This is a genomic window from Cohnella candidum (assembly GCF_003713065.1).
GTDB lineage: Bacteria > Bacillota > Bacilli > Paenibacillales > Paenibacillaceae > Cohnella > Cohnella candidum.
The window spans coordinates 4,742,238-4,763,038 of the sequence record NZ_CP033433.1; the positions used below are offsets into that span (position 1 = coordinate 4,742,238).

Below are 20,801 nucleotides of genomic sequence, written 5' to 3' on the forward strand. Positions count from 1 at the left end.
GATTGACCGGAGGGGAAGCCTCTTGAAAACGATCTTGTGTCTGCACAGCTTGCCGGAAGACCAACGGGAACTCATCCGCCGCGAAGCCTCCGATTGCCGCATCATCTTCTCGCCGGATGAACCGGCGGAGGAGCGCGACTACCGGGAAGCGGAAATCGTGTTCGGCTGGGATCGTCGCGCGAAGGAATTCCTGCTTCAGGGAGACGCCAAGCTCCGTTGGATGCAAAGCGGTTCTTCCGGGATCGACAGCTATCCTCTGAAGCAATTGGAGGACCGCGGCGTCATCCTGACCGACGCCAGCGGCGTGCATGCCCGCTCGGTATCTGAAACCGTGCTCGCGATGATGCTTGGATTGTCGCGCGGTATCGCAGCCGCGATGGAGAACAAGCCCGACGGTCGATGGGAAAGTCCTGCGACGATGGCCGAGATGAACGGCAGCACGGCCGCCGTCGTCGGCGCCGGTCAGATCGGCCGTGAGACGGCGCGCCTGGCCAGGGCCTTCGACATGAAGGTCATCGGCATTCGCAGATCCGGCGGAGAATCCCCGGAATTCGATGAGACACACGATCTGTCCCGTCTAGAAGAAGCGCTGAGGCAAGCCGACTACGTCGTTAACATTCTGCCGCTGACAGACGAAACCCGGCATCTGTTCGATGCCGAACGGTTTGCGCAGATGAAGAAAGGCGCCTACTTCATCAACGTCGGTCGCGGGGCGAGCGTACGGACGGAGGATCTGGTCCGCGCGCTCGAGTCCGGCCATCTGGCTGGCGCCGGCCTCGACGTGTTCGAGCAGGAGCCGCTCCCGGCCGACCATCCGTTGTGGAGGTTGCCGAACGTCATCCTCACCCCGCACAACGCAGGGGGTATGACAGAACGGAACCGCGAACGGCTGACTCAGTTGTTCGTCTCCAACCTGAAGCTGTACTTGGCCGGCCAAGCCGACGCCCTTCGCAATCTCGTGGATTACCGCCAGCAGTACTAAGGTCAGAGCTAACCGCAAAAACACCGTACCTGCAGACCCGGTAAGTCTGCGAGCACGGTGTTTTCTTTTAGGCTTCGAGCACCATTTCGATAAATCTTCGGTGTGCTTTGGACAGCCACTTGTTCTTATGATAGGAGATTTGCCCATAGAAGACCGGCTGCTCGCCGGCAGCGGGGATAAGCTTCATTCGGTTTTCCCGCAACAGGTTTTCCACGGCGGGATAAGGCATCAAGCTGATGCCGAGCCCGCTGACCACGCACTGCTTCATCGTTTCCATGCTGGTAAACTCCAGATGATTCGCGGTACTGATGCCCCGTTCCGCCATATTCCTCTCGAAAAACTTCCGAAGCGAGCAATCCTTTTCGCTGAAAATCAAGCATTGCCCTTCGGCTTCATCAATCGATCCAAGCACGTGGCCGCTTTCCCCGACGAACACCAGAGGGACTTCCGCGCACACCTCCGTGACGAGCTGAGGATCTTCGACTTTCGGTTCCATGGTGATGGCGATATCAAGCTCGCCGGAATGAATCTTTTCCCGCATGACGTGGCAATTCTCGTTGACCAGCGAAAACGTCACCCCAGGATAGTCTTTCCGGAAGCGGGACAGTACCGGGCCGAGCTTATGGACCGTCATCGTCTCCGCAGCACCGATGCGGAGTTCGCCTTTCAGGTCGGCGCCGTCGGAGGAGAGATGCTTGATTTTCGTATAGGCGGTCAGCAGCTCCGTCACGTGAGCGTAAAGCTCCCGTCCGATCGCGGTCAGCTGAATTTGTTTGCCCAGCCGATCGAAGAGGGGAGCGCCGATCTCGTCTTCCAACTGCTGGATATGAGAGGTGATGGACGCTTGAGAATATTGCAGCGCATGCGCGGCTTTCGTGAAACCGTTCAGCTCGACGACGGCTTTGAACGATTGGAATTGGCGGACCTCGATGGGAGTTCCCTCCTCGAATCATTAGAAATTCCGAATAACCGAATCAGTTATTTCAATTTTACTAATGATTCATTCTAGCATATGATCCTCTCATAGAGCGACCCAAAGGAGGAACCATACCTATGAAAATTTCGCAAAACACAGCCTTGATCCTGATCGACGTGCAAAAATTTTTCGACGAACCGGAGCGGGGGGAACGGAACAACCCGGACGCGGAACTGAAGATGGCGGCGCTGCTGGGTGCTTGGAGACAGACGGGCCGGCCGATCGTCCACATCCAGCATATCAGCAACCCTTCCTTGCCCCACAATACGGGACGGGAGATCAAGGATATCGTCGCGCCTCTTGCGGGCGAGCCGTTATTCGTCAAAAGCGTCAACAGCGCATTCATCGGCACGAACCTGGAAAGCCATCTTCGGGACGCCGGCATTGAAACGCTCGTCATCGTAGGTTTGACCACCGATCATTGCGTCTCGACGACGACCCGGATGGCCAAAAATCTCGGCTTCAATCCTTATCTGGTTTCCGATGCCACAGCCACCTTCGAACGGGAAAGCTTCGACGGCAAGCGATACGGGCCGGAGGAAATCCATAACCTGGCGCTCGTGAGCCTGCATGAGGAATTCGCGACGATCGTGAAGACGAGAAAGATTTTGGACGCATTGGAAGGGTAAAAGAATGCCGTTGCCTTTGTTCCTAAAATACTTCATTTTCGGCATCTCTTTGGCGGCTTCGATCGGGCCGGTGAACACGGCCATGATTCGCCAGGGGGTCGAGAAGGGGTTCGTAACGGCATGGCTGGTGGGAGTCGGCGGCATGGCCGCCGATTTCGCCATAATCGTCGCCATCGCGACGGGGTTAGGTGCCGTTCTGACGCATGGAGCCATCCCGCTGTTCGTCGGTTGCGCGGGCTCCCTGGTACTTCTATACACGGGCTTGCAAAATGTCAGGCATGGACGGAGCCGAATCGTCCGTCCAGCGGTGATGGACAGGCATCGAGTGCCCGCGGCGGTAGGTTCGTTCCTTAAAGGAATGCTGCTGGCCTCGTCGAATCCGATGAATTTCGTATTCTGGCTCGGCATCTATGGCTCGCTTCCGTCAACCCTAACGCCAGTATCCTCCATCGGCTCCATTTTCGCCGGCATCGCCTTCACGAACGCGCTTTTCGCCTTCGCCGCCGCCCTCGGGAAAACGTTCGCGAGGCCGGCCGTGCTCCGCCTGATCCCGCTCGCTTCGGGAATCGTGCTCATCGGATACGGCGTTTGGACGGGATATACGGTGCTTCGGCCTTATATTTAAGCAGGTTTACATTTTCATTTCATCCTCTAAAATGTCTTTCCGCGCTAGCTTGAGCGCATCCTCCAGCGTTCCCTCCGCGATCTTCGCGGGGACGGCGAGCATGAGATTCACGGGCAGTCCGAAATTCTCCACGCTCATGCCGTCCTCGTAAAGACCGGTCTCCGCGTCCATGCCGGGACTCAGCTTCTCCGCCATCGTCCGTCCGTCGTCCAGGAAACCGTACAGCTTTTTGCCGAGGCCGAAGCCGTATCCGCATTCGAAGACGGTACCCGGGTCGGGTTCTTGACCCCGGAACGGATTCAGGTTGGCAATGATGAGATCCGCCTTTTCGATCAGCCTCAGATTGCCCTCGAAAATCGCCTTCGCGGTGGAGAGCTTGTCCGGCTGCGGCCGGATGTCTTTATCGGTAGGGAAGATTCCCTCAAAGCCGTATTCCGCGCAGAGACTTTTCATCCGCGCACCTACTTCCAACGCATCCGTCCGGAACACTTCGAATCCCGCCATATACACTTTCGGTTTCATGCGAACTCTCCTTCAACTCGTCGTATCTTCCCATCATAGCGGTGAAGGGAGCCTCCTTCAAACCGCGAGAAAAACTCTCCCTAAAATATTGTACAAAATTTACAATTTCATAAATATTTATGCTATCTTATGGAAGGTGTACCCAGCGCCGTCACTCTATGAAGATAGGAAGTGTCTCGATGAAACGATTGTCCGCCATTTTCATTACGCTTATGCTCGTTTTCGCGTTCGCAGGTCAGGTCTCGGCAGCCGCCCCTCAAGAGAAGCAGGTACATATTCTCCTGAACGGCAAGGAGCTTGCGTTTCCTTCCGCTCCGAAGATTATCGAAAATAAAACGTACGTGGAATACCGTTCGCTGCTCGAACAACTCGGATATGAGGTCGAATACGCCGCAGATTCCAAGACGATTCAGGCTCAATCGGCCATGCACCAAATCGAAATGACGGTCGGGGCCGACGTCGCTTTCGTGGATGGCAAAACCGTGCCGATCAGCGGACAACTGCGGATCGTCGGGGACGGTGTGTGGGTGGGCTTGCGTTTCGTTGCGGAGCTCTCCGGTATGGAGATCAAGTGGAATGCCAAAACCTATGAAGCCGCCCTAGTTGACAATGGCCCGACTCCTGAACAACAGGCGGCCGTCTTCAAAATCCTTGATAAGATGCTGCTCGTCGAAGCCGCTTCCGATCCGGAAGGCGCGCTGAAGCTGTTCTCGGAGGATTCGCCGCTCCGCGCGGCGGGGCTCGGCGAGGAGCTCAAGAAGCAGATGGAGAAGGTCAAAGTCCGTACGACCATCGTGAACAAAAGAATCGAATCGTATTCCGCAACCGAGGCGGTGCTCGTGACGGTCGAGGATTCCGCCAAGGTCAGCGGAGGGTTCTATCCCGAATACCGTTCCCAGACAAGATACACGCTGCATCCGGGTTCGGACGGCGAATGGCTGCTCTATACGTTGGAGCCGCTAGGAATCGAATATACGAATGTGCCGGCATTGTTTGATCAAGCGGTGACGGTACCGGACGCCGTGAAGTCGGACATCGGAAAGCTGCTGGATGACCAGCTGAAGGCGACCCAGACAGAGAACATTGAGGCTTATCTGGCCACGATGACCTTTAAATCCGATGCGGAGAAGGAAGCATTCAAAGGTCAACTGCAGCAAATTTTCTCAGCCGCCGACAGCTCTCCCGCCGTCGAGAAGTGGATTGTCGTGGAGTATAACGGCACCGATAAAGCCACGATCCTCTGGTCATTGGTATCCGACGTCAAGGTCGGGACCCAGGCCGTCAAAACGAAAGTCGTTCTGGCCAACGAGCTGGAGAAAGTGAACGGCAAATGGCTGTTCAACTCAAACCAGACGCAGCTGTCCGCCAAACAACTGTAAAGAAGAGGACGGTCCCTCGCCAGAGGGCCGTTCTTTTTTTGTATGACGGAGCCTATATTCGGTATACAAGCGTTTTGCTAAAATGAAATTACCGAAATTTACATAGGGCGAAATTTCCAGGAGGGATGGGATGGCAATCTTGATCCTGTTGGTGCTGGGCTGCGCGGCAGGCTTCGTGCTTTTTCGGAGAATGACCGTTCCCGCTCCCGAACCGCGTTCCTCCGGGCGAGCCGGGCAAGGAAGGCTGTCCGTCATCATTCCGGCGCGCAACGAGGAGGGCAATCTGCCGTTTCTGCTTAAGTCCTTGCTGGCCCAAACCCGGAAGCCCGACGAAATCATCGTGGTGGACGACGAATCGGACGACCGGACGAGGGAGATCGCCGAGAGTTTCGGCGTGACGGTCGTCGCCAATCCGCCGCTTCCTCCGGGATGGACGGGCAAGAACTGGGCGGTGTGGAATGGATACGCCCATGCGACGGGAGATCTCATCGCTTTCCTGGACGCCGACGTCAGGCTGGAACCGCTAGCGCTCGAATGGCTTCTCGACGCGAGAGAGCGGGAAGGCGGCGTCATCTCCGTCGTTCCCTACCATCAAACCGAGAAGGCGTATGAGAGATTGGCGCTGATTCCGAACGTGCTCGGCATATTCGCCTTTACCTCGCCTTTCGAACGGACGAATCCCGGCAAAGGGCTGTACGGCTCGTGCATCCTCACGACGAGAGAAGATTACGAGAAAGCCAAGGGCCACGAAAGCGTGAAGTCGGAGCTCCTGGATGATCTGAACCTCGGGGCGCGATACCGGGCGGCCGGCATTTCCGTCTCGAATTTCGTCGGCCGCGGCCTGGTGTCTTTCCGAATGTACCCGCACGGCATCCGCAGCGAAATTCAGGGCTTCGGCAAAGGCGCCGTGCTCAGCGCGGCCGTTCTCAGCAAGCGGACGGTCGTGCTCGTCGCCGTCTGGCTGATCGGCTTGATCTTGGCGGAGACCGCGCCGTTCCTGCTGCAAACTTCCTGGGGATTGCCGCTTGCGGCAGGGTACGTGTTATATACGCTGCAAATCTTTTATTTCATCAAATATGCCGGTCATTTCGGGAAGGCAATGCCCGTTTTGCACCTGTTGAGTACGGCATTCTTCCTGTTCGTGATGCTGTACTCGGCGTACCGGGTCGTATTCCTGGGACAGGTGGCTTGGAAAGGAAGGCATATTCAGGTAGGAGGCAGGCAGGATCGATGATCGAGATCGCCCTCTGGACCGCGGTTTCTTTTCTTTCCGGCTCTTTGATGTTTTCCTATTGGCTTGGGCGATTGGCCCGCCACAATCTGAGAGACGTGGGCGACGGTAATCCGGGAGCGCTGAATTTGTGGAGAGCCGCGGGCTATCCGTATGGCTTGACCGGGATTCTGTTGGATTTCCTAAAAGGGTTCATGCCCGTCGCTTGGCTTGTCCATACCGGCGCGTTGACCGGGTATGAGATGATCCCTGCGGCGGCGGCTCCGATATTCGGACACGCCTTTTCTCCCTTTCTAAGAGGGCGCGGCGGGAAGGCGATCGCCGTGACGTTCGGCGTATGGAGCGCGCTGACGGCTTTTCGAGCGGCTTTGGCTTATGCGGTTATCCTGGCCGTCTTGCTGCTGGGAGCCCGCTATCTGAACAAAGGTAAACCGACCTCTTCGGAGTCGGACGCCTTCCAGGTCGTGCTCGGCATGTTGCTGCTGTCTCTCTATCTCTATATGGATGAGTTTCCGCGCGAAGTTTGGGGATTCTGGCTCGTGAACGTGCTGCTGCTCGTCTACACGCATAGAAGAGAGCTGCGGGCCGTGCTTAAGGTATGATTAGTCTCGGGAGGAGGATTCGCATGACGTCGTACAAGTACAATTTCGAAACGAACTGGAAATTCGAAGCCGATATCGAGGAAGTATGGCGGCTCGTCGGCGGGATCCGATACGGGGATTGGTGGCGCGGCGTCACCGCGGAGCAAATCTATCAGAACCCGGGACAAGACGGGATCGGCGACAAGTACCGTTACGTCTTTCGCACGAAGCTGCCCTATCAGCTCGCATTCGACGCGGAAATCGTGAAAATCGAAGCGCCGAGATATCTTGAGATCAAAGCGACCGGCGAGCTTGAGGGCCGGGGTGCTTGGACGTTGACGCAGGAAGGCGGCGTCACGCATGTCCGGTACGTTTGGCAAGTCAATGCCAACAAAAAGTGGATGAACGCGCTGGCTCCGATTTTAAGGCCCGCTTTCGTGTGGAATCATGATCAGGTGATGGATGAAGGCGCCAAAGGTATCGCCGCCGCAATCGGGGCGAAGCTGCTTGCTTATTAACTGTTATGAAAAGAAAGAACGCCGGCCCGGAATGGGACGGCGTTTTTTGAGCTTTAGTATGTTCCTTAAAACAACGCTTTAGCTCGGATTCGCCCAATTGCAGAGGTGAAGATGCCGAAAATCGAGCTGCAGTTCGGTTTCGCACACTTAGACGCCGTTTTTTGACCCTGCGGTGGAAAATCGCGGTTCTAAGTGTGCAATTCCGAATTACAAGCAACCGTATGAGAGGGGAGGCATAAATAATTATGCAAAATCGAACTACGGCCGCCGCTTCCATGCAGCGGTGTCGACCTCAACTCTCGAGCAAACGCGTTTCCGCGAAATCGTCCCGGTACTTTTCGAAATCGGCCGTTTTGCATTCCAGCGTCATCCGCGTCCCATTTTCTTCGTAATCGGTCGACAGCACATGGGCGTGCTCGTTGAAGTAAGACGTCAGGCTTCCCCGGTCATAGGGAATCACCACTTCGCAACGGACATAATCGCCGAAAATGCGGCCGCGGATCAATCCCAGAAGCTCGTCGATGCCCCGGTTTTCCCGGACGGAGAGGTAGACGTGGTCCTCTTCTATGCGCGGGTAGTCCTCTTCCGTCAGGTCCGTCTTGTTGTAGACGTAGACGGTTGGAATTGCGTCCGCGTTCAGCTCCTTGAGCGTTTCGGCGGTCACCTGAATCTGGCGTTCGTACTCCGGATTGGAATAATCGACGACGTGAAGGAGCAGATCGGCCTCCGACACTTCCTCCAGCGTAGACCGGAATGCCTTGATCAAATGATGGGGCAGCTGGCTGACGAAGCCGACCGTGTCCGTTAACAGAAAGCTTTTGTTATCCGGCAGTTCGATGTTTCTGACGGACGTCTCGAGCGTCGCGAACAGCATGTCTTGGGCGAATACCCGTTTGCCCGTTTCCGGATGGAACTTGTCGATCAACGCGTTCATGAGGCTGGATTTCCCCGCGTTCGTATAGCCGACGAGACAGACGACGGAAACGCCTGTCTTATGGCGCTGTTTGCGTTGGACTTGGCGTTGGGCGACCAGTCTTTCCAGCTCGTGCTGAAGCACGGAAATCCGGTCTTCGATCCGCCGACGGTCCAGCTCGAGCTTGGTCTCGCCGGAACCCCGGTTCCGGAAGCCCGCGCCTCCGCCTTGGCGGCCAAGCGATTCCCGCAAGCCGACCAGCCGGGGCAGCATGTATTGCAACTGCGCGACTTCCACTTGAAGCTGGGCTTCCCGAGTCTTGGCCCGTTCCGCGAAAATGTCGAGGATCAGGATCGTCCGGTCGATCACTTTCCGCTCCAAAGCCGACTCCAAATTGCGGATTTGCGAAGGCGACAGCTCGTCGTTGAAAATCACGGTAGAGGCGTCTTGCGCTGCGGCCAGCGCAGACAATTCCTCGATTTTGCCGGTACCGAGATAGTGCGAAGGGTTCACGCGGGCCGCGTTCTGGTGCAGCTCTCCCACGACCTCCACGTCGCACGCCTCGGCCAGGTTCCGCAGCTCCTCCATCGAATAAGCGAAGTCGGGGCGGTCATTCAGGTTGACTCCGACGACGATCGCTTTCTCCTGCATTCTTTCCATAAGATCATCCTCCTCCAACGGCTCGTTGGCAAATAAAAAACACAGGCAGGCTGCCTGTGTTCACAGTCATCACAGAAGGAGCTCAGTACGACAGAATGCCCCGGCAGGCGGAAAAATCATACGTGCGAATCCATCCGCGCAAGAAGATATTTCGGCGCAGCGGACCGGCGTTGCATGTTTTCCATATGGGGTTCATTCATCGGGTTACCGTATACAGGCAGACCTAATCTGAGTCCTCTGCGAACAGGCAGAGCTTTGGCGCTATTCCGTTAGCTGCGCAAAGACCGAACTCGGATGTAGTCTATGATACGTAACCCTCCGTTCCTGAAAGTAAGACGATATTACCACATGCATCCATGCATGGCAAGAACTCAGGGTCAAGGGCTGAACCTAAGCCTGGCCCTTGTGCAACGGGAGTATCTCCCCTTACAGCGGCCCAAACCCGTCAGAGCGCCACTCCAACGGGAGTATCTCCCTTTACAGCGGCCAAAACCCGCCAGAGCGCCACTCCAACGGAGTTTCTCCCCTTACAGCAGCCCAGGCCCGCCAAAGCACCACGCCAACGGGAGTATCTCCCTTTACAGTAACCCAGGTCCGCCAGAGCGCCACTCCAACGGGGGTTTCTCCCTTTGGAACTTGGTGACATGATCTCAGACGATTAACGGAACGCCAAATTCAAACCCGGGCGATCAACCTGATATAGGCTTGTCCGATGAGACGCTGCGCGGCACGGTCGGGTACGGCGGATCCCTGCCGTTCGAACCGCTCCGTTACCGCGGCGTAAACCGCGTTGAAGGCCGACGAAGTGCGGGTCCGGATTTCCGGTTCCGCGATCGCGAAGGACTGCAGGATCAAGCGGAGGTCGTTCCGGTACTCGGCTTCAATTCCTTGAAGCAGATCGTCGGGGAAGGCCGCGGAAGCGGAGACCGCATCCGTGATCCGCCGTTCTGCCGCATCCAGCGCCGCAAGGTACAGTCGCTCCTTCGTATCGAAGAAGAGGTACAGATAAGGCTGCGTGACCCCTGCCGATTCCGCAATTTGAGCTGTCGTCGTTTTGTAATAGCCTTGCGACGCGAACAGGGGTACGGCGGCCTCGACGATTTTTCGTTTAAGCGCAGGGTTCATCGGATGGCTCAGCTGGCGGACAACTCCGCCAAGTTAGGCGCCGGAGCCGGGATGGCCGTTTTCTCCGGGGCCGGCTGTTTCTTGATCGCCGTAACCACAGCCGTTATTGCCAAACTGCAGAATAGCGTAGCCAGCAACAGCAGAACATCCCGATACGTATGGATGCCGCCGAACTGCAGGTTCATGATGCCTTCGACCGAGTAGGTGGCCGGAAGGAAGTGTCCGAGCGTTTGATAGAAGCCGTTCAGCATTTGACGTGGCACGATCGTGCCTGAAGTAACGAGCTGCATCGAGAGCATCGCCATGTTAAGGAACATGCCGGCCATGCCGAATACGACCAGGAACATCTGCGCAAAGAACATGAAGGTCAGCAGCGTCAGGAAGTGGAACAGCCAGAACAATCCGAACCCGCTGTCCATTTGCCCGCCGAGAGCCGCGATGAAGGAGGAGCCGGCGATGGAGATGAGGGCGGCCGCGACGACGATGATGAACGAGCGGAAAGCAAAATGCTGTTTCTTGGAAAGCGCCGACCCGATCGACTCCGACACCTGGTGGATGTTCATGGCCATCATCATGGCGCCGACGTAAGAGGCCAGTACGAGCATCATGGGGACCATCTGGTTGTGCATGCCGTCCACGGGATTCAAGGCTTTCAGGTCGGAAGTGACTTTGCCGACGAGACCTTGGGCAGTTTGGGAGGCCTGATCGGCGGGCATCTGCATTTTCTCCAGGACGACCTCCGTGCCTTGCATGGCGGCATTGCGGTTCACTTGCTCCGTAATCTGCCCGATGGCGGATTGCATGACGCTCTTGGTCAGTTGCGGATTGGACTCGTTCAGCGTGAATCCGAGCTTGGCTTGTGTGCCCGGCGTCGCGAGCGCTTGATCGAACGTTTCGGGTATGGTCAGGATGAGGTGGACGTCGCGTTTCAGCAAGCCGTCCGTCGCCTGTTCAGCCGTAAGGGGAGCGACCTCGAACGGCAAGTCGTGCTGCAGCTGCTTCTCGAGGTTGGAGCCGAACTCGCCGTCTTCATTGATGATCGCGATTTTGAGCCGGTCGACGCGGTCCAGTACCCCGTCGTAGGCGGTCATCCACACGGCGCAGAAAATCATTTGGGCCATCAAGGCGACGACGACGGCGATGATGGTTTGCGGTTTTTTCAAGTAAGTCAGGATTGCGGTTTTCATTTCTTGTGTCCTCTTTTCCACACTTAGGGTTGATTTAACATAGGTCAAATATAACCTATCTCATTTTTATGTGTCAATAAAAATATAAGTTAAAATTAACCTATGTTAAAATATTGAGCGAAAACAAATTATAGATTAAAATGAACCTATTCCTTAGACCTTTTTCAAAATAAAGGAGAGGTTCTCATGAGTTCCATCCGTTACGCGCTGTTGTCGCTGTTGGCGCGGGAGCCGCTCAGCGGTTACGATATCAAGCTGCAGATGAACGGGCGCATCGGCCCGTTCTGGAAGGTAGGCAGCAATCAGGTCTATCCCGAGCTATCGAAGATGGAGGCGGAGGGGCTGGTCAAGCTGCAGGGCGTCGAGCAGCATACTTACCGTCCTGCGCGCAAACTGTATGAAGTGACCGAAGCGGGTAAAGAAGCCTTGATCCGCTGGACGGTGGAGCCGGGCGGCGTGGAGAACGTCCGAGACGATTTCCTGCTCAAGGCTTATAATGCATGGCTCGTGGAGCCGGAGAAAATGAAAGTGCAGGTCGAGGAAATTCGGAAGCTGCATGAAGAACGACTGGCCGCTTATGAGGAGAAGGTCGAGGAACTGAAGCGGATTGCAGACCCGGGGAAAACGGATGATCCGATCGCATCCAGCATTTCGGTAGTGGAGTTCGGCGTCGAATACGAGAGACTGTACATCCGTTGGTGCGACAACTTTTTGAAGAAGCTTTGAACCGCGCAAGCGAGGTGGAGTGAAGCGATGGACCATGATGAGGGAAGCATTCTTCCGGTCGTGATGACGACAGGGGGCATGCGCACCGTGACGCTTGGACTGGGGTGCTTCTGGAGCCCCGAGGCTTTGTTCGGCTCTATGTCCGGCGTCGTTGCGACGAGGGTCGGCTATGCCGGCGGCACGACGGAATCGCCTAGCTACCGGGAGATGGGGGACCATTCGGAGACGGTGGAGGTCGATTTCGAGCCGGACCGAATCGGTTTGGACGAGCTGCTGCGCGCGTTCTGGCGCCATCACAACCCGGACAATATCAATGATTACAAGGGGCGGCAGTATCGGTCCATGGCTTTGTACCGGGATGAAGTGCAATCGCAAACGATTCGCCGGGTCAAGCACGAAATAGAGCGCGAGAAGGGGCAGCCGCTGAATACCGAGATTGCGCCTTATTCCATCTTCTATCCCGCCGAGGAGAGGCATCAGAAATATTACCTGAAGAGATACCCGGACGCGATCCGCCGATTGAGCAGCTTATACCCGTCAACAAAGGATCTGGATGATTCCACGTTGGCAGCGCGTCTGAATGGCCTTGCTAAAGGCTACACAAATCTGGAACCCATTCGGCAAGAGATCCGGAGTTGGCCGATTCCGCAGTCAGACCGTGAGCGGATTGACGAATGCATCCGGCAAATTCGGTGGTAAGTGTAATGTTAACTAACATAAATATTGAATTTCGCAAAACCGTCGATCTTGTCGGCGGTTTTGTGTTATATAATGTTACACATACGACATCAGAGGGGGAACCGTCATGGTTGGCGCGAGAGTGATGAAAACCTGCTTGGCCGTGATGATCTCCGTGTGGATCGCAAAAAGCCTGCACTTGCATACGTACCAATTTGCCGGGATCGTCGCGGTGTTGTCCGTTCAGCCTTCGCTTTACCGCTCCTTGCGGGTGGGCGTGCAGCAGTCGGCAAGCGCCGTCATGGGCGCTTTGCTGGGCGCCGTCGCGCTGTTCGCGGCGGGCGGTTCCTTCCTAACCATGGGCGTGGTCTCCTTCCTGCTTATGGCGCTCCACGTGAGAATCCAATGGACGAATACCCTCCTCGTCTCGCTCGTCATAGCCATCAATACGATGGGAGCGCCGGGCCTTCCGTTTTGGGAGACCGTGTTGAACCCGATCGCTTTGGTGCTGATCGGAACCGGAATGGGTACCTTGATCAATCTGGTATACAAACCCGTGCATCATGAAAGGGCAGAGGTGCTGCTGAGCCAGTCGGAAGGGATGCTCAGGGCCCTGCTCCATCTGATGGTGCTCGATCTGGAGAAGGGCCGGGTGCCGCCGTACGACATGATCCGGAAGCAGATCGGGGAAATCGACGGATACTTGAAAAAAGGCAAAGAAGTATCCAAGCTCGTCAGCGAAGACCGCAAGTTCCGCAAAAGTTCCTTCAAGAACACCTCGAACATTTTCCAGGCCTTCGAAACGATGCTGTCGCGCATTCACGATATGGCCAGAGGTTTGACCCTCATCGACATGGACGAGAATGAAGTCGCATTTACGGTGAAGGCGCTGAAGCTGCTCATCCGCATGCAGGAGAAAACCATCGCCGGTCGAAAGCCGAAACTGGCTTCATTCAAACGAACGCTCGAACGCAAAAGGCTGGAAATGTGGAATGGATCGGGAGAGGCCGAAGGCTTTTACGGCTTATACGGCGTGTTGATGGATTACGTTCAGGAAATGGAGCTTTTCCTGGTCGAGCACGCGGGAATGGTCAAACGGCAGTTGTCCTACACCTCGATCGACCGCCCCGGGCTCATCGCGGAAATTTCCGACATTCTCGGCAGGCGGGGCTTCAACATCACCGGCGTGTCCATTCGCGTCAACGGGGAGTTCGCGACGACGACGATGGAGGTCGCCAGCCGGGCGGACGCCGCAGGCGACGACGCGGTTAAGGAAATCCGGCGCATCCATCATGTCCTGTCAGCGGAAATGACTGCCATGACCTAACCGAGAGGTCGGGGTTTTTGTAAACCGGGTAATGAAACGTAGTGCCGTTAAGGCATGCTAATCCGAGAGGAGGAATGAAGGTGAGCGAAAACGCGAATGCGGAAGAGTTGGAAATCCGCAAAGAAGGCAATGCATACGTGGTCATCGGCCCAAACGGGCAAGTCGGAGAAATCACCTACCGGCTGGCGGACGTGAATACGTGGATTCTCGACCATACGTATTTGGATCCTGAATATCGGGGAGGCAGCCTGGCGCCTCGAATGCTGGACTTCGTGGTGGAAGAAGCGAGGGAGAAGGGCCGCAAAATCGTGCCGGCCTGCTCCTACGCGCTTGCCCAATTCCGTCGGAATCCCGACAAATACGGGGACGTATGGGAGCGGGCACACGGTGAGTACTCGGATCCATACAGCACGGAAAGCGCCGTTTCCCCCGAACGTTGACGGCAGCGGAAAGGTAAAAAAAGAGCGTGGACGGTTAGCCGTTCGCGCTCTTTTGCTGCGTTATTGAAGAGTCGGGCTTGCATACGGGAACTGGGTGGAATAGTTGCTGAACTGCTGGTAGGCCTGATCGAGCTTCTGCTGCTCCTCGGCCTCCAATTTGTAATGGCCTTTGCGGAACATCAGCTCGAACATCTCGTATTGGCACTGGTGCGTCTCGTTCAAGACGGTCATGATGTCCTGATGGAGGGCGGTGTGGCTCGCTTCCCGCGCCGCCACGTTGAAGCTGTCGGTTAAGTATTTCTCCAAGGCCAATATATCGTTGACCCGGTCGCGGTCGTTCATCTCCGGCCCTTTGACCTGCGGTTCGTTCGCCGGCTTCGGGTTCTTGATCGTCATCGATTGGCTTGGGTTCTGGTTCATGCTTGTCCTCCTGTCATTGGGTTTGCGGGACGCTCTGCATCGCCTGCGTGTTGTTGTTCTGCAGATGCTTCAGGAGCATCGTGTAGTGGCGTTGATGCATTTGGCCGGCTTTGTCGATGGCCGTGCGGATTTCGGGATCCGTGCACTCCTTGGCGAAATGGCTGCATTTTTTCATCGCCAGGATCTCCCATGATAATTGGTCCTTTAAATATTGGGAGTCCTTTGTCGTGATGACTTGGGGAGGAACGGACATCACTTGGCCCTGTTGCTGTTGTGCGGATTGTGTTTGCTGCATGCGTAGTCGAGTCTCCTTCCGTGGAAGATGCCCGGTTAGTTTTCCCCATGATTCAACCCTAAAATTCCCGACACAAGTTCCCGCGTTCTTCCGCGAGAATAGCGCACTGCCCTGGTAGATTGGCGTATTTGCTCCATAATCAGCCGGTTATGTTACAATGGTCCTCAAACCGACTGAACGGAGGACGGATATGCTGAGTTTCGAACAGAAGCTGGCGATCGCGGATTCGTTTCCCGAATTGCAGCGCAAGCCGGTGTCCTTGGGACGCGTGAATTACCATTATGAGAACAGTGTCTATGAGAAGAAAACGGTGGTGTACCACCTGCACCCGAACGGCAACGGATTCGTCTATGCGGGGGAGCTGGACGGCTACGAGACGGACGACAAGGGCTTCGTCAACATCCGCGATTTCGGAGAGGACGAGCTGAGAGCCGTCATCGAGCAGTCGATCCGTTCCCTGTCGGGGGACGGCGGAGATGACTCCGCAGAAGGGCCGAGCTCGGATAAAGAAATTTGGACGAACGCCAAGAAGCAAGAGCTCACCCTTACGCTCGACGACGAAGACGGCATGTGGTACGTCTTTGCCGGATTGAACATGGACGCGGCTTTCGAATCCTACGAAGAGGCGAAGGAATACCTTGAGGATGAAGGGTTTTCCCGTTCGCGGAGAGGATAACGATGGCCAAAAGCAAATTTTACGTCGTATGGGAAGGCAAAACCCCGGGGATCTATGCAGATTGGGCGGCGTGCAAAGCCCAGGTGGACGGGGTCCCCGGGGCGAAATACAAATCGTTCGATTCCCGGGCCGAGGCGGAGCAAGCTTACCGCTCGGGCTGGAAGAAAAGCTTCTCGGCGGCGAAGCCCGCAGCGTCCAAGCCGGCCGGCGCGGGCGCGTCTTCCGGTGTTTCCGCGGACGCGATCGATTACGACAGCATCTCGGTCGACGTCGGCACGAACGGGAACCCGGGACCGATCGAATACAAAGGCGTGGACACCCGCACGGGCGAGGTGTTGTTTTCGTATGGCCCCATCAAGAAGGGAACGAACAATCTCGGCGAATTCCTCGCGATCGTGCATGCCCTTGCCTATTTGAAGAAAGCGGGCAGCAACAAAACCGTCTACAGCGATTCCCGGACCGCGCTCAAATGGGTGAAGCAGAAGGAAATCGCCACGACCCTGCCCCGGGACGATTCGACGAAGGAAGTGTGGACGCTCGTCGACCGGGCTCTGCAGTGGCTTCAAACCAATACCTATAAAAACAAGCTCCTCAAATGGGAAACGACCGAGTGGGGAGAAATCAAGGCCGATTATGGCCGGAAATAAAACGCGGCGCGAGCTTCCTTGCTCGCGTTACGCTTCCCGCGGAGGGGGTAAATAATGACTACAGACGGCCGTCGCACTTAGCCTCAGGATTTTAACTCAGTCTCGGGCGATGAAGGAGGGTGGCACAGACCCCTCACTCATGCAAGAGGGCAACGTCACCGGAATGATCATGACGCGCCCCGAGCTGGTTAAAATAATTACCAAGGCAAAGGGGATAGTCCAATGGAACACCGTTAGCGAAGCATGCTTGTGGTTTCGGATGGAAGTGGAGGAGAAGGCCGTGACAACTTTTCCGATCATCCGGATGGCGTGCGGGAAACTGGAAACAACACAAAATTTAAGGCAGGACATTCCAATGGCAAGACAGTCGATGTCCGCAAACCGGAAGGACAGGAAAACGCTAAATGAATAGCAGGAGCAAGGATTAATCCCCGTTTATTCCGCATATAAACGGGGATTAATCACGTTTAGGGGGAAGGTAAAACGACCAGGATTTTCATTTTACCCATGAAAACAAGAGGTGTATACTTTTCATTCGAAAGGGATGACGCATCTTGGCTACATGGGTAAAAGGGATTTTGCAGGTCGCTTTTTTCGTTGTCTATTCTTGGTCCGTTAATGCGTTGACGACGCTCAGCGGCTTGAATATACCGGGCAGCATCGTCGGCATCCTTCTGTTGTTCGCGTTGCTGCAAACGAAAATCATCAAGCTTGAATGGATCGATCTCGGAGCGAAATGGCTCATCGCCGAAATGCTGCTTTTCTTCATTCCCTCGGCGGTGGGGGTCGTGCAATATGAAGATTTGATGCGGGACAACGGCGTAAAGCTGCTCCTCGTCGTGGCTGTGAGCATCCTGGTCGTCATGGCCGCAACCGGGCTGATGGCGGAACGCCTTTCCGGACGGAAGAAGGCGGCCTCGCGATGATGCTTCCGGCGATTTGTTTTCTGATTACGCTGGCGATTTACTATGGAGTAAAGAAACTGTATCGCGTTCACCCGAAACCGTACCTGACGCCGCTTCTCATTACGCCGGTGATCGTCGTGGCTGTGCTGCTCCTGAGCCGGACTCCGTATCCGACGTACCGGTCGGGGGCTCACTGGATCAGCGACATGATCGGTCCGGCGACGGTGGCGCTCGCGGTGCCGATTTACAAAAACCTTCACGTGTTCAAAAAGCATGCCTTCGTCATCGTCACGAGCGTGCTGTTCGGTTCGACGGTGGCCATCCTGACCTCGGCGGGGCTGGCGAAGGTCCTGCACCTCAGCAACCAGCTGATCGAGAGCATCGCTCCCCGTTCGGCGACGACGCCGATCGCGATGTCGATTTCCCGCATGACGGGCGGCATTCCGACCGTAACGGCGATTTTGGTGCTGGCGACGGGATTGCTCGGCATGATGTTCGGTCCGGCCGTGATTCGGGCATGCCGAATCCGGAACGAAGTTGCCAGAGGCGTATTGTTCGGCACGGGAGCCCATACGGCGGGTACCTCGAAGGCGTTCGAATTCGGTGCCGTCGCGGGATCGATATCCAGCATAGCCATGATCCTGACGGCTTTTTTCACGGTTTTTTCCATGCCTTGGGTGCTCCGGTGGTTTTTGTGAGGGAAATCCGATTTGCTATTGCCGCTCGGATGTGGTACGATGTCTTTGCTTCAAATTTTGACCTGAACTCGCATATTGTAGAGGGTTATGGTTTGAGCGGATAACCTTGTACAATATGTGAGTTTTTTATTTCTACCCGAAATAAGAAGGTCTCATGTAACTTTAAAGGAGGTGCTCTCACATGCAACAAGGAACGGTAAAATGGTTCAACGCTGAGAAAGGCTTCGGTTTCATCGAAGTTGAAGGCGGCAATGACGTATTCGTTCACTTCAGCGCGATCGTCGGCGACGGCTTCAAAACCCTCGACGAAGGCCAACGCGTGGAGTTCAACGTGGTTCAAGGCAACCGCGGCCCGCAAGCCGAAAACGTCGTAAAACTGTAAGAAGCGCGAAAATGCCCTTAACCTGGTTAAGGGCATTTTTTCGTTTTTTGGGCATGCTAGGAAGGAAGGGGGCGTTACTCATGTACTCGCGCAAAAAAACGTTCGAACCGCTGCCGGAAGAAATGACCGCCATTTGGTCTTGCACCCAAGACGACTGTAACGGCTGGATGAGGGACAATTTCAGCTTCTCGGCGGAGCCGACCTGTCCGAAGTGCCACTCCCCGATGGAAAGCGGCATGAGAAGCTTGCCCGTGCTGGTCAACCTGGGCATGAAAAGCGATCAGAAGAATGTGAAGGCGGGCATTTCCATACAAGATTGAAACCCCTACCCCCCGGTGGGGTTTTTTCGTATATTCTGGATAAGGGAGAGGGGAATGCACAATGGAATACACGCCAGAGCAAGTGGCCGAGTGGATGGTGAACGAAATCCGGGAACGGGGCATCCTGCATCAGAGCGACGCGATCGCCCACGTCCGGACCCATTTCGGCGAATCGTTCGTCTTCGTCAATGAGAACGGAAACGAGTCGTTATCGAAGGAAGTGAAGAAGGCCTTCCGAAAGCTGCATAGAGGCCGGGTCGCGTGGGACCGTGACGGGTTTTTCTGGGGTTGGACCTAGAAGCGCCCGGGTAACTTTATTTCGTAATGAGCACGCGGGTGCCGGTTTTAATACGGTCATACAGCCAGCGTACGTCTTTATTGTGCATGCGGATGCAGCCGGCCGACACGTATTTGCCGATGGACTTCTCGTTGTTGGTTCCGTGGATGCCGTATGCGTAAGACACTTTGCCGCCAATCGTCACCTTGAGTCCGAGCCAGCGGTCTCCGAGCGGATTTTTCGGATCTCCGCCCTTAATATGTTCCTTGTAGTACGGCCTGTTTTTGATTTTCTCGATGATCGTGAACAGGCCCTCCGGCGTATAGGATTTTTTGCGGCCGGTTCCGACGGGGAACGACTTGACCAGTTTGCCTTTTTCGTAGAAGCTGAGGACGTTCGTGGACTTATCGATGACGATGAATTGCTCGTATTTGGCGTATTTCGCAGGCAAAGTCGCGGATTGGGCGGCATGGGCCTCAACCGGAATGAAGAAAATCGCGAGCATGACGGTCAGAATGCGGAGCAGGGCAATTTTGATCTTTCATACCTCCTTTCTCTCCCTATATATGCGGGGGAAAGAAGGGGCATGAGGGCGAGTCGCGTCGATTGCGGTCATTCGGGAGAGAAGGAGGAAACTTAATATGCTGCAACCCTTTCAGGCGTTAGTCGTGGACAAGGCGGACGGGGAATTCCGGATCGGCGTGCGGACGCGGACGGAAGGGGATTTACCGGAAGGCGATCTGCTCATTCAGGTGGCTTACTCCAGCTTGAACTACAAGGATGCTTTAGCGTGCGTGCCGGACGGCAATATCGTGAAGCGCTATCCGTTCGTACCGGGTATCGATCTGGCAGGCATCGTGGTAGAAAGCCGTGACGACCGTTTCGAAAATGGGGACGAAGTGCTGGTGACGGGGTATGAGCTCGGAGTGGCGCACGAGGGCGGATTCAGCCAATACGCCAGAGTGCCCGCGGCCTGGGCGGTGAAGCTGCCGGACGGCTTGTCGCTGAAAGAAGCGATGATTTACGGTACGGCAGGCTTCACGGCGGCGCTGTCCGTGAATGAGCTGCGGCATTCCGGCGTGACGCCGGAACGGGGGCCGGTGCTGGTGACCGGCGCTACCGGAGGCGTCGGCAGCATGGCGGTCGCCATGCTGGCTAAGCTCGGCTATGAAGTGGAGGCCGTCACGGGAAAACTGGACATGCGCGGCGAGCTGCTTCGTTTGGGAGCGGCCCGGATCGTGGAGAGGAGCGAGCTGGTGCCGGATCCGTCCCGGCCGCTCGGTAAACAGCGGTGGGGCGGCGCGGTGGACTGCGTCGGAGGCGATCTGTTGGCGGCCGTTCTCGGCGGTATCCGCTACGGCGGCGCAGTCGCGGCCAGCGGATTGGCGGGAGGCAGCGGGCTGCCTGCGACCGTCTTTCCGTTTATCCTCCGCGGCGTTCGGCTGATCGGCATCGACTCCGTGCTGGCGCCGATGGATGTCCGGCTCGAAACGTGGATGCGTCTGGCTTCGGAATTCAAGCCGGATCGACTCGATGCCATGTACACCGAGATTTCCTTGGAACAGGTTCCGGAATGCGTGTCCGCGATGCTTGCCGGGCAGTCCCGGGGGAGATGGCTGGTTAAGTTGGCCTGAACGAAAAAAACGCTGCCCGACGCGAAGTCGGACAGCGTTTTTGCATGG

The 20,801-nt window shown here is 56.0% G+C and carries 27 protein-coding genes; 19 read left to right on the forward strand and 8 right to left on the reverse strand.

Annotated elements, in window-relative coordinates; genetic code table 11:
- Positions 1–22: 22 nt before the first annotated feature.
- Positions 23–982 carry a D-2-hydroxyacid dehydrogenase gene (locus EAV92_RS21895; protein WP_123043053.1) on the forward strand — a complete coding sequence of 320 codons (960 nt, stop codon included), beginning with the start codon at positions 23–25 and terminating at the stop codon, positions 980–982.
- 67 nt (positions 983–1,049) lie between these two features.
- On the opposite strand, the gene EAV92_RS21900 is transcribed toward EAV92_RS21895, so the two are convergent.
- Positions 1,050–1,913 (reverse strand): LysR family transcriptional regulator, encoded by an 864-nt coding sequence (locus tag EAV92_RS21900; protein ID WP_123043054.1) that lies wholly within the window; start codon positions 1,911–1,913, stop codon positions 1,050–1,052.
- Between the two features lie 122 nt (positions 1,914–2,035).
- Between EAV92_RS21900 and EAV92_RS21905 the strand changes: the two genes are divergently transcribed.
- Positions 2,036–2,587 (forward strand): cysteine hydrolase family protein, encoded by a 552-nt coding sequence (locus tag EAV92_RS21905; RefSeq protein WP_123043055.1) that lies wholly within the window; start codon positions 2,036–2,038, stop codon positions 2,585–2,587.
- Between the two features lie 4 nt (positions 2,588–2,591).
- A complete protein-coding gene (locus EAV92_RS21910) occupies positions 2,592–3,212 on the forward strand; it encodes a LysE family translocator (protein WP_123043056.1) in 621 nt (206 codons plus the stop codon).
- A gap of 6 nt (positions 3,213–3,218) precedes the next feature.
- Here the strand turns inward: EAV92_RS21910 and EAV92_RS21915 are convergent, their stop codons facing one another.
- Positions 3,219–3,734 (reverse strand): nucleoside 2-deoxyribosyltransferase, encoded by a 516-nt coding sequence (locus EAV92_RS21915; RefSeq protein WP_123043057.1) that lies wholly within the window; start codon positions 3,732–3,734, stop codon positions 3,219–3,221.
- A 179-nt stretch (positions 3,735–3,913) separates the two neighbouring features.
- Here EAV92_RS21915 and EAV92_RS21920 point away from each other — a divergent pair, with 179 nt between their 5' ends.
- The 4 genes from EAV92_RS21920 (at position 3,914) to EAV92_RS21935 (ending at position 7,443) form a co-directional block, all read left to right on the forward strand.
- Entirely contained in the window at positions 3,914–5,113 is a 1,200-nt protein-coding gene (locus EAV92_RS21920) for a copper amine oxidase N-terminal domain-containing protein (RefSeq protein ID WP_164472890.1), read from the forward strand.
- Positions 5,114–5,243: 130 nt separating this feature from the next.
- On the forward strand, positions 5,244–6,347 hold the full coding sequence (locus tag EAV92_RS21925) for a glycosyltransferase family 2 protein (protein ID WP_123043059.1): 1,104 nt from the start codon (positions 5,244–5,246) through the stop codon (positions 6,345–6,347).
- Positions 6,344–6,946 (forward strand): glycerol-3-phosphate acyltransferase, encoded by a 603-nt coding sequence (locus EAV92_RS21930; protein WP_123043060.1) that lies wholly within the window; start codon positions 6,344–6,346, stop codon positions 6,944–6,946. The genes EAV92_RS21925 and EAV92_RS21930 overlap by 4 nt, the downstream gene beginning before the upstream one ends.
- 23 nt (positions 6,947–6,969) lie before the next feature.
- Entirely contained in the window at positions 6,970–7,443 is a 474-nt protein-coding gene (locus tag EAV92_RS21935; RefSeq protein WP_123043061.1) for an SRPBCC family protein, read from the forward strand.
- A gap of 292 nt (positions 7,444–7,735) precedes the next feature.
- Here the strand turns inward: EAV92_RS21935 and hflX are convergent, their stop codons facing one another.
- The 3 genes from hflX to EAV92_RS21950 form a co-directional block, all read right to left on the reverse strand.
- The gene (hflX, locus tag EAV92_RS21940) at positions 7,736–9,016 is read right to left on the reverse strand and encodes a GTPase HflX (RefSeq protein ID WP_123043062.1); all 1,281 of its coding nucleotides are present in this window, start codon (positions 9,014–9,016) and stop codon (positions 7,736–7,738) included.
- A gap of 675 nt (positions 9,017–9,691) precedes the next feature.
- Entirely contained in the window at positions 9,692–10,141 is a 450-nt protein-coding gene (locus tag EAV92_RS21945) for a TetR/AcrR family transcriptional regulator (protein WP_123043063.1), read from the reverse strand.
- Positions 10,142–10,149: 8 nt separating this feature from the next.
- Positions 10,150–11,328 (reverse strand): YhgE/Pip domain-containing protein, encoded by a 1,179-nt coding sequence (locus EAV92_RS21950; RefSeq protein WP_123043064.1) that lies wholly within the window; start codon positions 11,326–11,328, stop codon positions 10,150–10,152.
- 186 nt (positions 11,329–11,514) lie between these two features.
- Here EAV92_RS21950 and EAV92_RS21955 point away from each other — a divergent pair, with 186 nt between their 5' ends.
- The 4 genes from EAV92_RS21955 to EAV92_RS21970 all read left to right on the forward strand — a co-directional run bounded on the left by EAV92_RS21955 (position 11,515) and on the right by EAV92_RS21970 (position 14,499).
- Complete coding sequence (locus EAV92_RS21955) at positions 11,515–12,054, forward strand: PadR family transcriptional regulator (RefSeq protein ID WP_123043065.1); 540 nt, start codon at positions 11,515–11,517, stop codon at positions 12,052–12,054.
- Positions 12,055–12,081: 27 nt separating this feature from the next.
- Positions 12,082–12,753 carry a peptide-methionine (S)-S-oxide reductase MsrA gene (msrA, locus tag EAV92_RS21960; RefSeq protein ID WP_241158349.1) on the forward strand — a complete coding sequence of 224 codons (672 nt, stop codon included), beginning with the start codon at positions 12,082–12,084 and terminating at the stop codon, positions 12,751–12,753.
- A 106-nt stretch (positions 12,754–12,859) separates the two neighbouring features.
- Entirely contained in the window at positions 12,860–14,059 is a 1,200-nt protein-coding gene (locus EAV92_RS21965; protein WP_123043066.1) for an aromatic acid exporter family protein, read from the forward strand.
- 80 nt (positions 14,060–14,139) lie between these two features.
- Positions 14,140–14,499: a GNAT family N-acetyltransferase gene (locus EAV92_RS21970; protein WP_241158350.1), complete on the forward strand. Its 360-nt coding sequence runs from the start codon at positions 14,140–14,142 to the stop codon at positions 14,497–14,499.
- Positions 14,500–14,559: 60 nt separating this feature from the next.
- Here the strand turns inward: EAV92_RS21970 and EAV92_RS21975 are convergent, their stop codons facing one another.
- A complete protein-coding gene (locus tag EAV92_RS21975; protein ID WP_123043068.1) occupies positions 14,560–14,919 on the reverse strand; it encodes a spore coat protein in 360 nt (119 codons plus the stop codon).
- 13 nt (positions 14,920–14,932) lie between these two features.
- Complete coding sequence (locus tag EAV92_RS21980) at positions 14,933–15,214, reverse strand: ferritin family protein (protein WP_123043069.1); 282 nt, start codon at positions 15,212–15,214, stop codon at positions 14,933–14,935.
- Between the two features lie 190 nt (positions 15,215–15,404).
- Here EAV92_RS21980 and EAV92_RS21985 point away from each other — a divergent pair, with 190 nt between their 5' ends.
- The 7 genes from EAV92_RS21985 to EAV92_RS22020 all read left to right on the forward strand — a co-directional run bounded on the left by EAV92_RS21985 (position 15,405) and on the right by EAV92_RS22020 (position 19,140).
- Positions 15,405–15,890 carry a hypothetical protein gene (locus tag EAV92_RS21985; RefSeq protein ID WP_123043070.1) on the forward strand — a complete coding sequence of 162 codons (486 nt, stop codon included), beginning with the start codon at positions 15,405–15,407 and terminating at the stop codon, positions 15,888–15,890.
- A 2-nt stretch (positions 15,891–15,892) separates the two neighbouring features.
- Positions 15,893–16,537, forward strand: coding sequence for a ribonuclease H (rnhA, locus tag EAV92_RS21990; protein WP_123043071.1), 645 nt, complete (start codon positions 15,893–15,895; stop codon positions 16,535–16,537).
- Positions 16,538–17,091: 554 nt separating this feature from the next.
- Entirely contained in the window at positions 17,092–17,463 is a 372-nt protein-coding gene (locus tag EAV92_RS22000; RefSeq protein ID WP_123043073.1) for a CidA/LrgA family holin-like protein, read from the forward strand.
- Positions 17,463–18,140 carry an LrgB family protein gene (locus EAV92_RS22005; protein WP_123043854.1) on the forward strand — a complete coding sequence of 226 codons (678 nt, stop codon included), beginning with the start codon at positions 17,463–17,465 and terminating at the stop codon, positions 18,138–18,140. The genes EAV92_RS22000 and EAV92_RS22005 overlap by 1 nt, the downstream gene beginning before the upstream one ends.
- A 181-nt stretch (positions 18,141–18,321) precedes the next feature.
- Positions 18,322–18,522, forward strand: a complete 201-nt coding sequence (locus EAV92_RS22010) for a cold-shock protein (protein WP_123043074.1) — start codon at positions 18,322–18,324, stop codon at positions 18,520–18,522.
- A gap of 80 nt (positions 18,523–18,602) precedes the next feature.
- Positions 18,603–18,842, forward strand: coding sequence for a cold-shock protein (locus tag EAV92_RS22015; protein WP_123043075.1), 240 nt, complete (start codon positions 18,603–18,605; stop codon positions 18,840–18,842).
- A 61-nt stretch (positions 18,843–18,903) separates the two neighbouring features.
- Positions 18,904–19,140, forward strand: coding sequence for a DUF6953 family protein (locus tag EAV92_RS22020; protein WP_123043076.1), 237 nt, complete (start codon positions 18,904–18,906; stop codon positions 19,138–19,140).
- A 16-nt stretch (positions 19,141–19,156) separates the two neighbouring features.
- On the opposite strand, the gene EAV92_RS22025 is transcribed toward EAV92_RS22020, so the two are convergent.
- Positions 19,157–19,624, reverse strand: coding sequence for a L,D-transpeptidase (locus EAV92_RS22025; protein WP_123043077.1), 468 nt, complete (start codon positions 19,622–19,624; stop codon positions 19,157–19,159).
- Between the two features lie 136 nt (positions 19,625–19,760).
- On the opposite strand from EAV92_RS22025, the gene EAV92_RS22030 reads away from it, so the two are divergent.
- Complete coding sequence (locus EAV92_RS22030) at positions 19,761–20,753, forward strand: oxidoreductase (RefSeq protein ID WP_206424252.1); 993 nt, start codon at positions 19,761–19,763, stop codon at positions 20,751–20,753.
- Positions 20,754–20,801: the final 48 nt, after the last annotated feature.

Excerpts from the sequence above, each read along its gene's own strand:
- EAV92_RS21905 (WP_123043055.1), top strand. The coding sequence starts at position 2,036 with ATGAAAATTTCGCAAAACACAGCCTTGATCCTGATCGACGTGCAAAAA.
- EAV92_RS21910 (WP_123043056.1), top strand. The coding sequence starts at position 2,592 with ATGCCGTTGCCTTTGTTCCTAAAATACTTCATTTTCGGCATCTCTTTG.
- EAV92_RS21915 (WP_123043057.1), bottom strand. The coding sequence starts at position 3,734 with ATGAAACCGAAAGTGTATATGGCGGGATTCGAAGTGTTCCGGACGGAT.
- EAV92_RS21920 (WP_164472890.1), top strand. The coding sequence starts at position 3,914 with ATGAAACGATTGTCCGCCATTTTCATTACGCTTATGCTCGTTTTCGCG.
- EAV92_RS21925 (WP_123043059.1), top strand. The coding sequence starts at position 5,244 with ATGGCAATCTTGATCCTGTTGGTGCTGGGCTGCGCGGCAGGCTTCGTG.
- EAV92_RS21930 (WP_123043060.1), top strand. The coding sequence starts at position 6,344 with ATGATCGAGATCGCCCTCTGGACCGCGGTTTCTTTTCTTTCCGGCTCT.
- EAV92_RS21935 (WP_123043061.1), top strand. The coding sequence starts at position 6,970 with ATGACGTCGTACAAGTACAATTTCGAAACGAACTGGAAATTCGAAGCC.
- hflX (WP_123043062.1), bottom strand. The coding sequence starts at position 9,016 with ATGGAAAGAATGCAGGAGAAAGCGATCGTCGTCGGAGTCAACCTGAAT.
- EAV92_RS21945 (WP_123043063.1), bottom strand. The coding sequence starts at position 10,141 with ATGAACCCTGCGCTTAAACGAAAAATCGTCGAGGCCGCCGTACCCCTG.
- EAV92_RS21950 (WP_123043064.1), bottom strand. The coding sequence starts at position 11,328 with ATGAAAACCGCAATCCTGACTTACTTGAAAAAACCGCAAACCATCATC.
- EAV92_RS21955 (WP_123043065.1), top strand. The coding sequence starts at position 11,515 with ATGAGTTCCATCCGTTACGCGCTGTTGTCGCTGTTGGCGCGGGAGCCG.
- msrA (WP_241158349.1), top strand. The coding sequence starts at position 12,082 with ATGGACCATGATGAGGGAAGCATTCTTCCGGTCGTGATGACGACAGGG.
- EAV92_RS21965 (WP_123043066.1), top strand. The coding sequence starts at position 12,860 with ATGGTTGGCGCGAGAGTGATGAAAACCTGCTTGGCCGTGATGATCTCC.
- EAV92_RS21975 (WP_123043068.1), bottom strand. The coding sequence starts at position 14,919 with ATGAACCAGAACCCAAGCCAATCGATGACGATCAAGAACCCGAAGCCG.
- EAV92_RS21980 (WP_123043069.1), bottom strand. The coding sequence starts at position 15,214 with ATGCAGCAAACACAATCCGCACAACAGCAACAGGGCCAAGTGATGTCC.
- EAV92_RS21985 (WP_123043070.1), top strand. The coding sequence starts at position 15,405 with ATGCTGAGTTTCGAACAGAAGCTGGCGATCGCGGATTCGTTTCCCGAA.
- rnhA (WP_123043071.1), top strand. The coding sequence starts at position 15,893 with ATGGCCAAAAGCAAATTTTACGTCGTATGGGAAGGCAAAACCCCGGGG.
- EAV92_RS22005 (WP_123043854.1), top strand. The coding sequence starts at position 17,463 with ATGCTTCCGGCGATTTGTTTTCTGATTACGCTGGCGATTTACTATGGA.
- EAV92_RS22010 (WP_123043074.1), top strand. The coding sequence starts at position 18,322 with ATGCAACAAGGAACGGTAAAATGGTTCAACGCTGAGAAAGGCTTCGGT.
- EAV92_RS22015 (WP_123043075.1), top strand. The coding sequence starts at position 18,603 with ATGTACTCGCGCAAAAAAACGTTCGAACCGCTGCCGGAAGAAATGACC.
- EAV92_RS22020 (WP_123043076.1), top strand. The coding sequence starts at position 18,904 with ATGGAATACACGCCAGAGCAAGTGGCCGAGTGGATGGTGAACGAAATC.
- EAV92_RS22025 (WP_123043077.1), bottom strand. The coding sequence starts at position 19,624 with ATGCTCGCGATTTTCTTCATTCCGGTTGAGGCCCATGCCGCCCAATCC.
- EAV92_RS22030 (WP_206424252.1), top strand. The coding sequence starts at position 19,761 with ATGCTGCAACCCTTTCAGGCGTTAGTCGTGGACAAGGCGGACGGGGAA.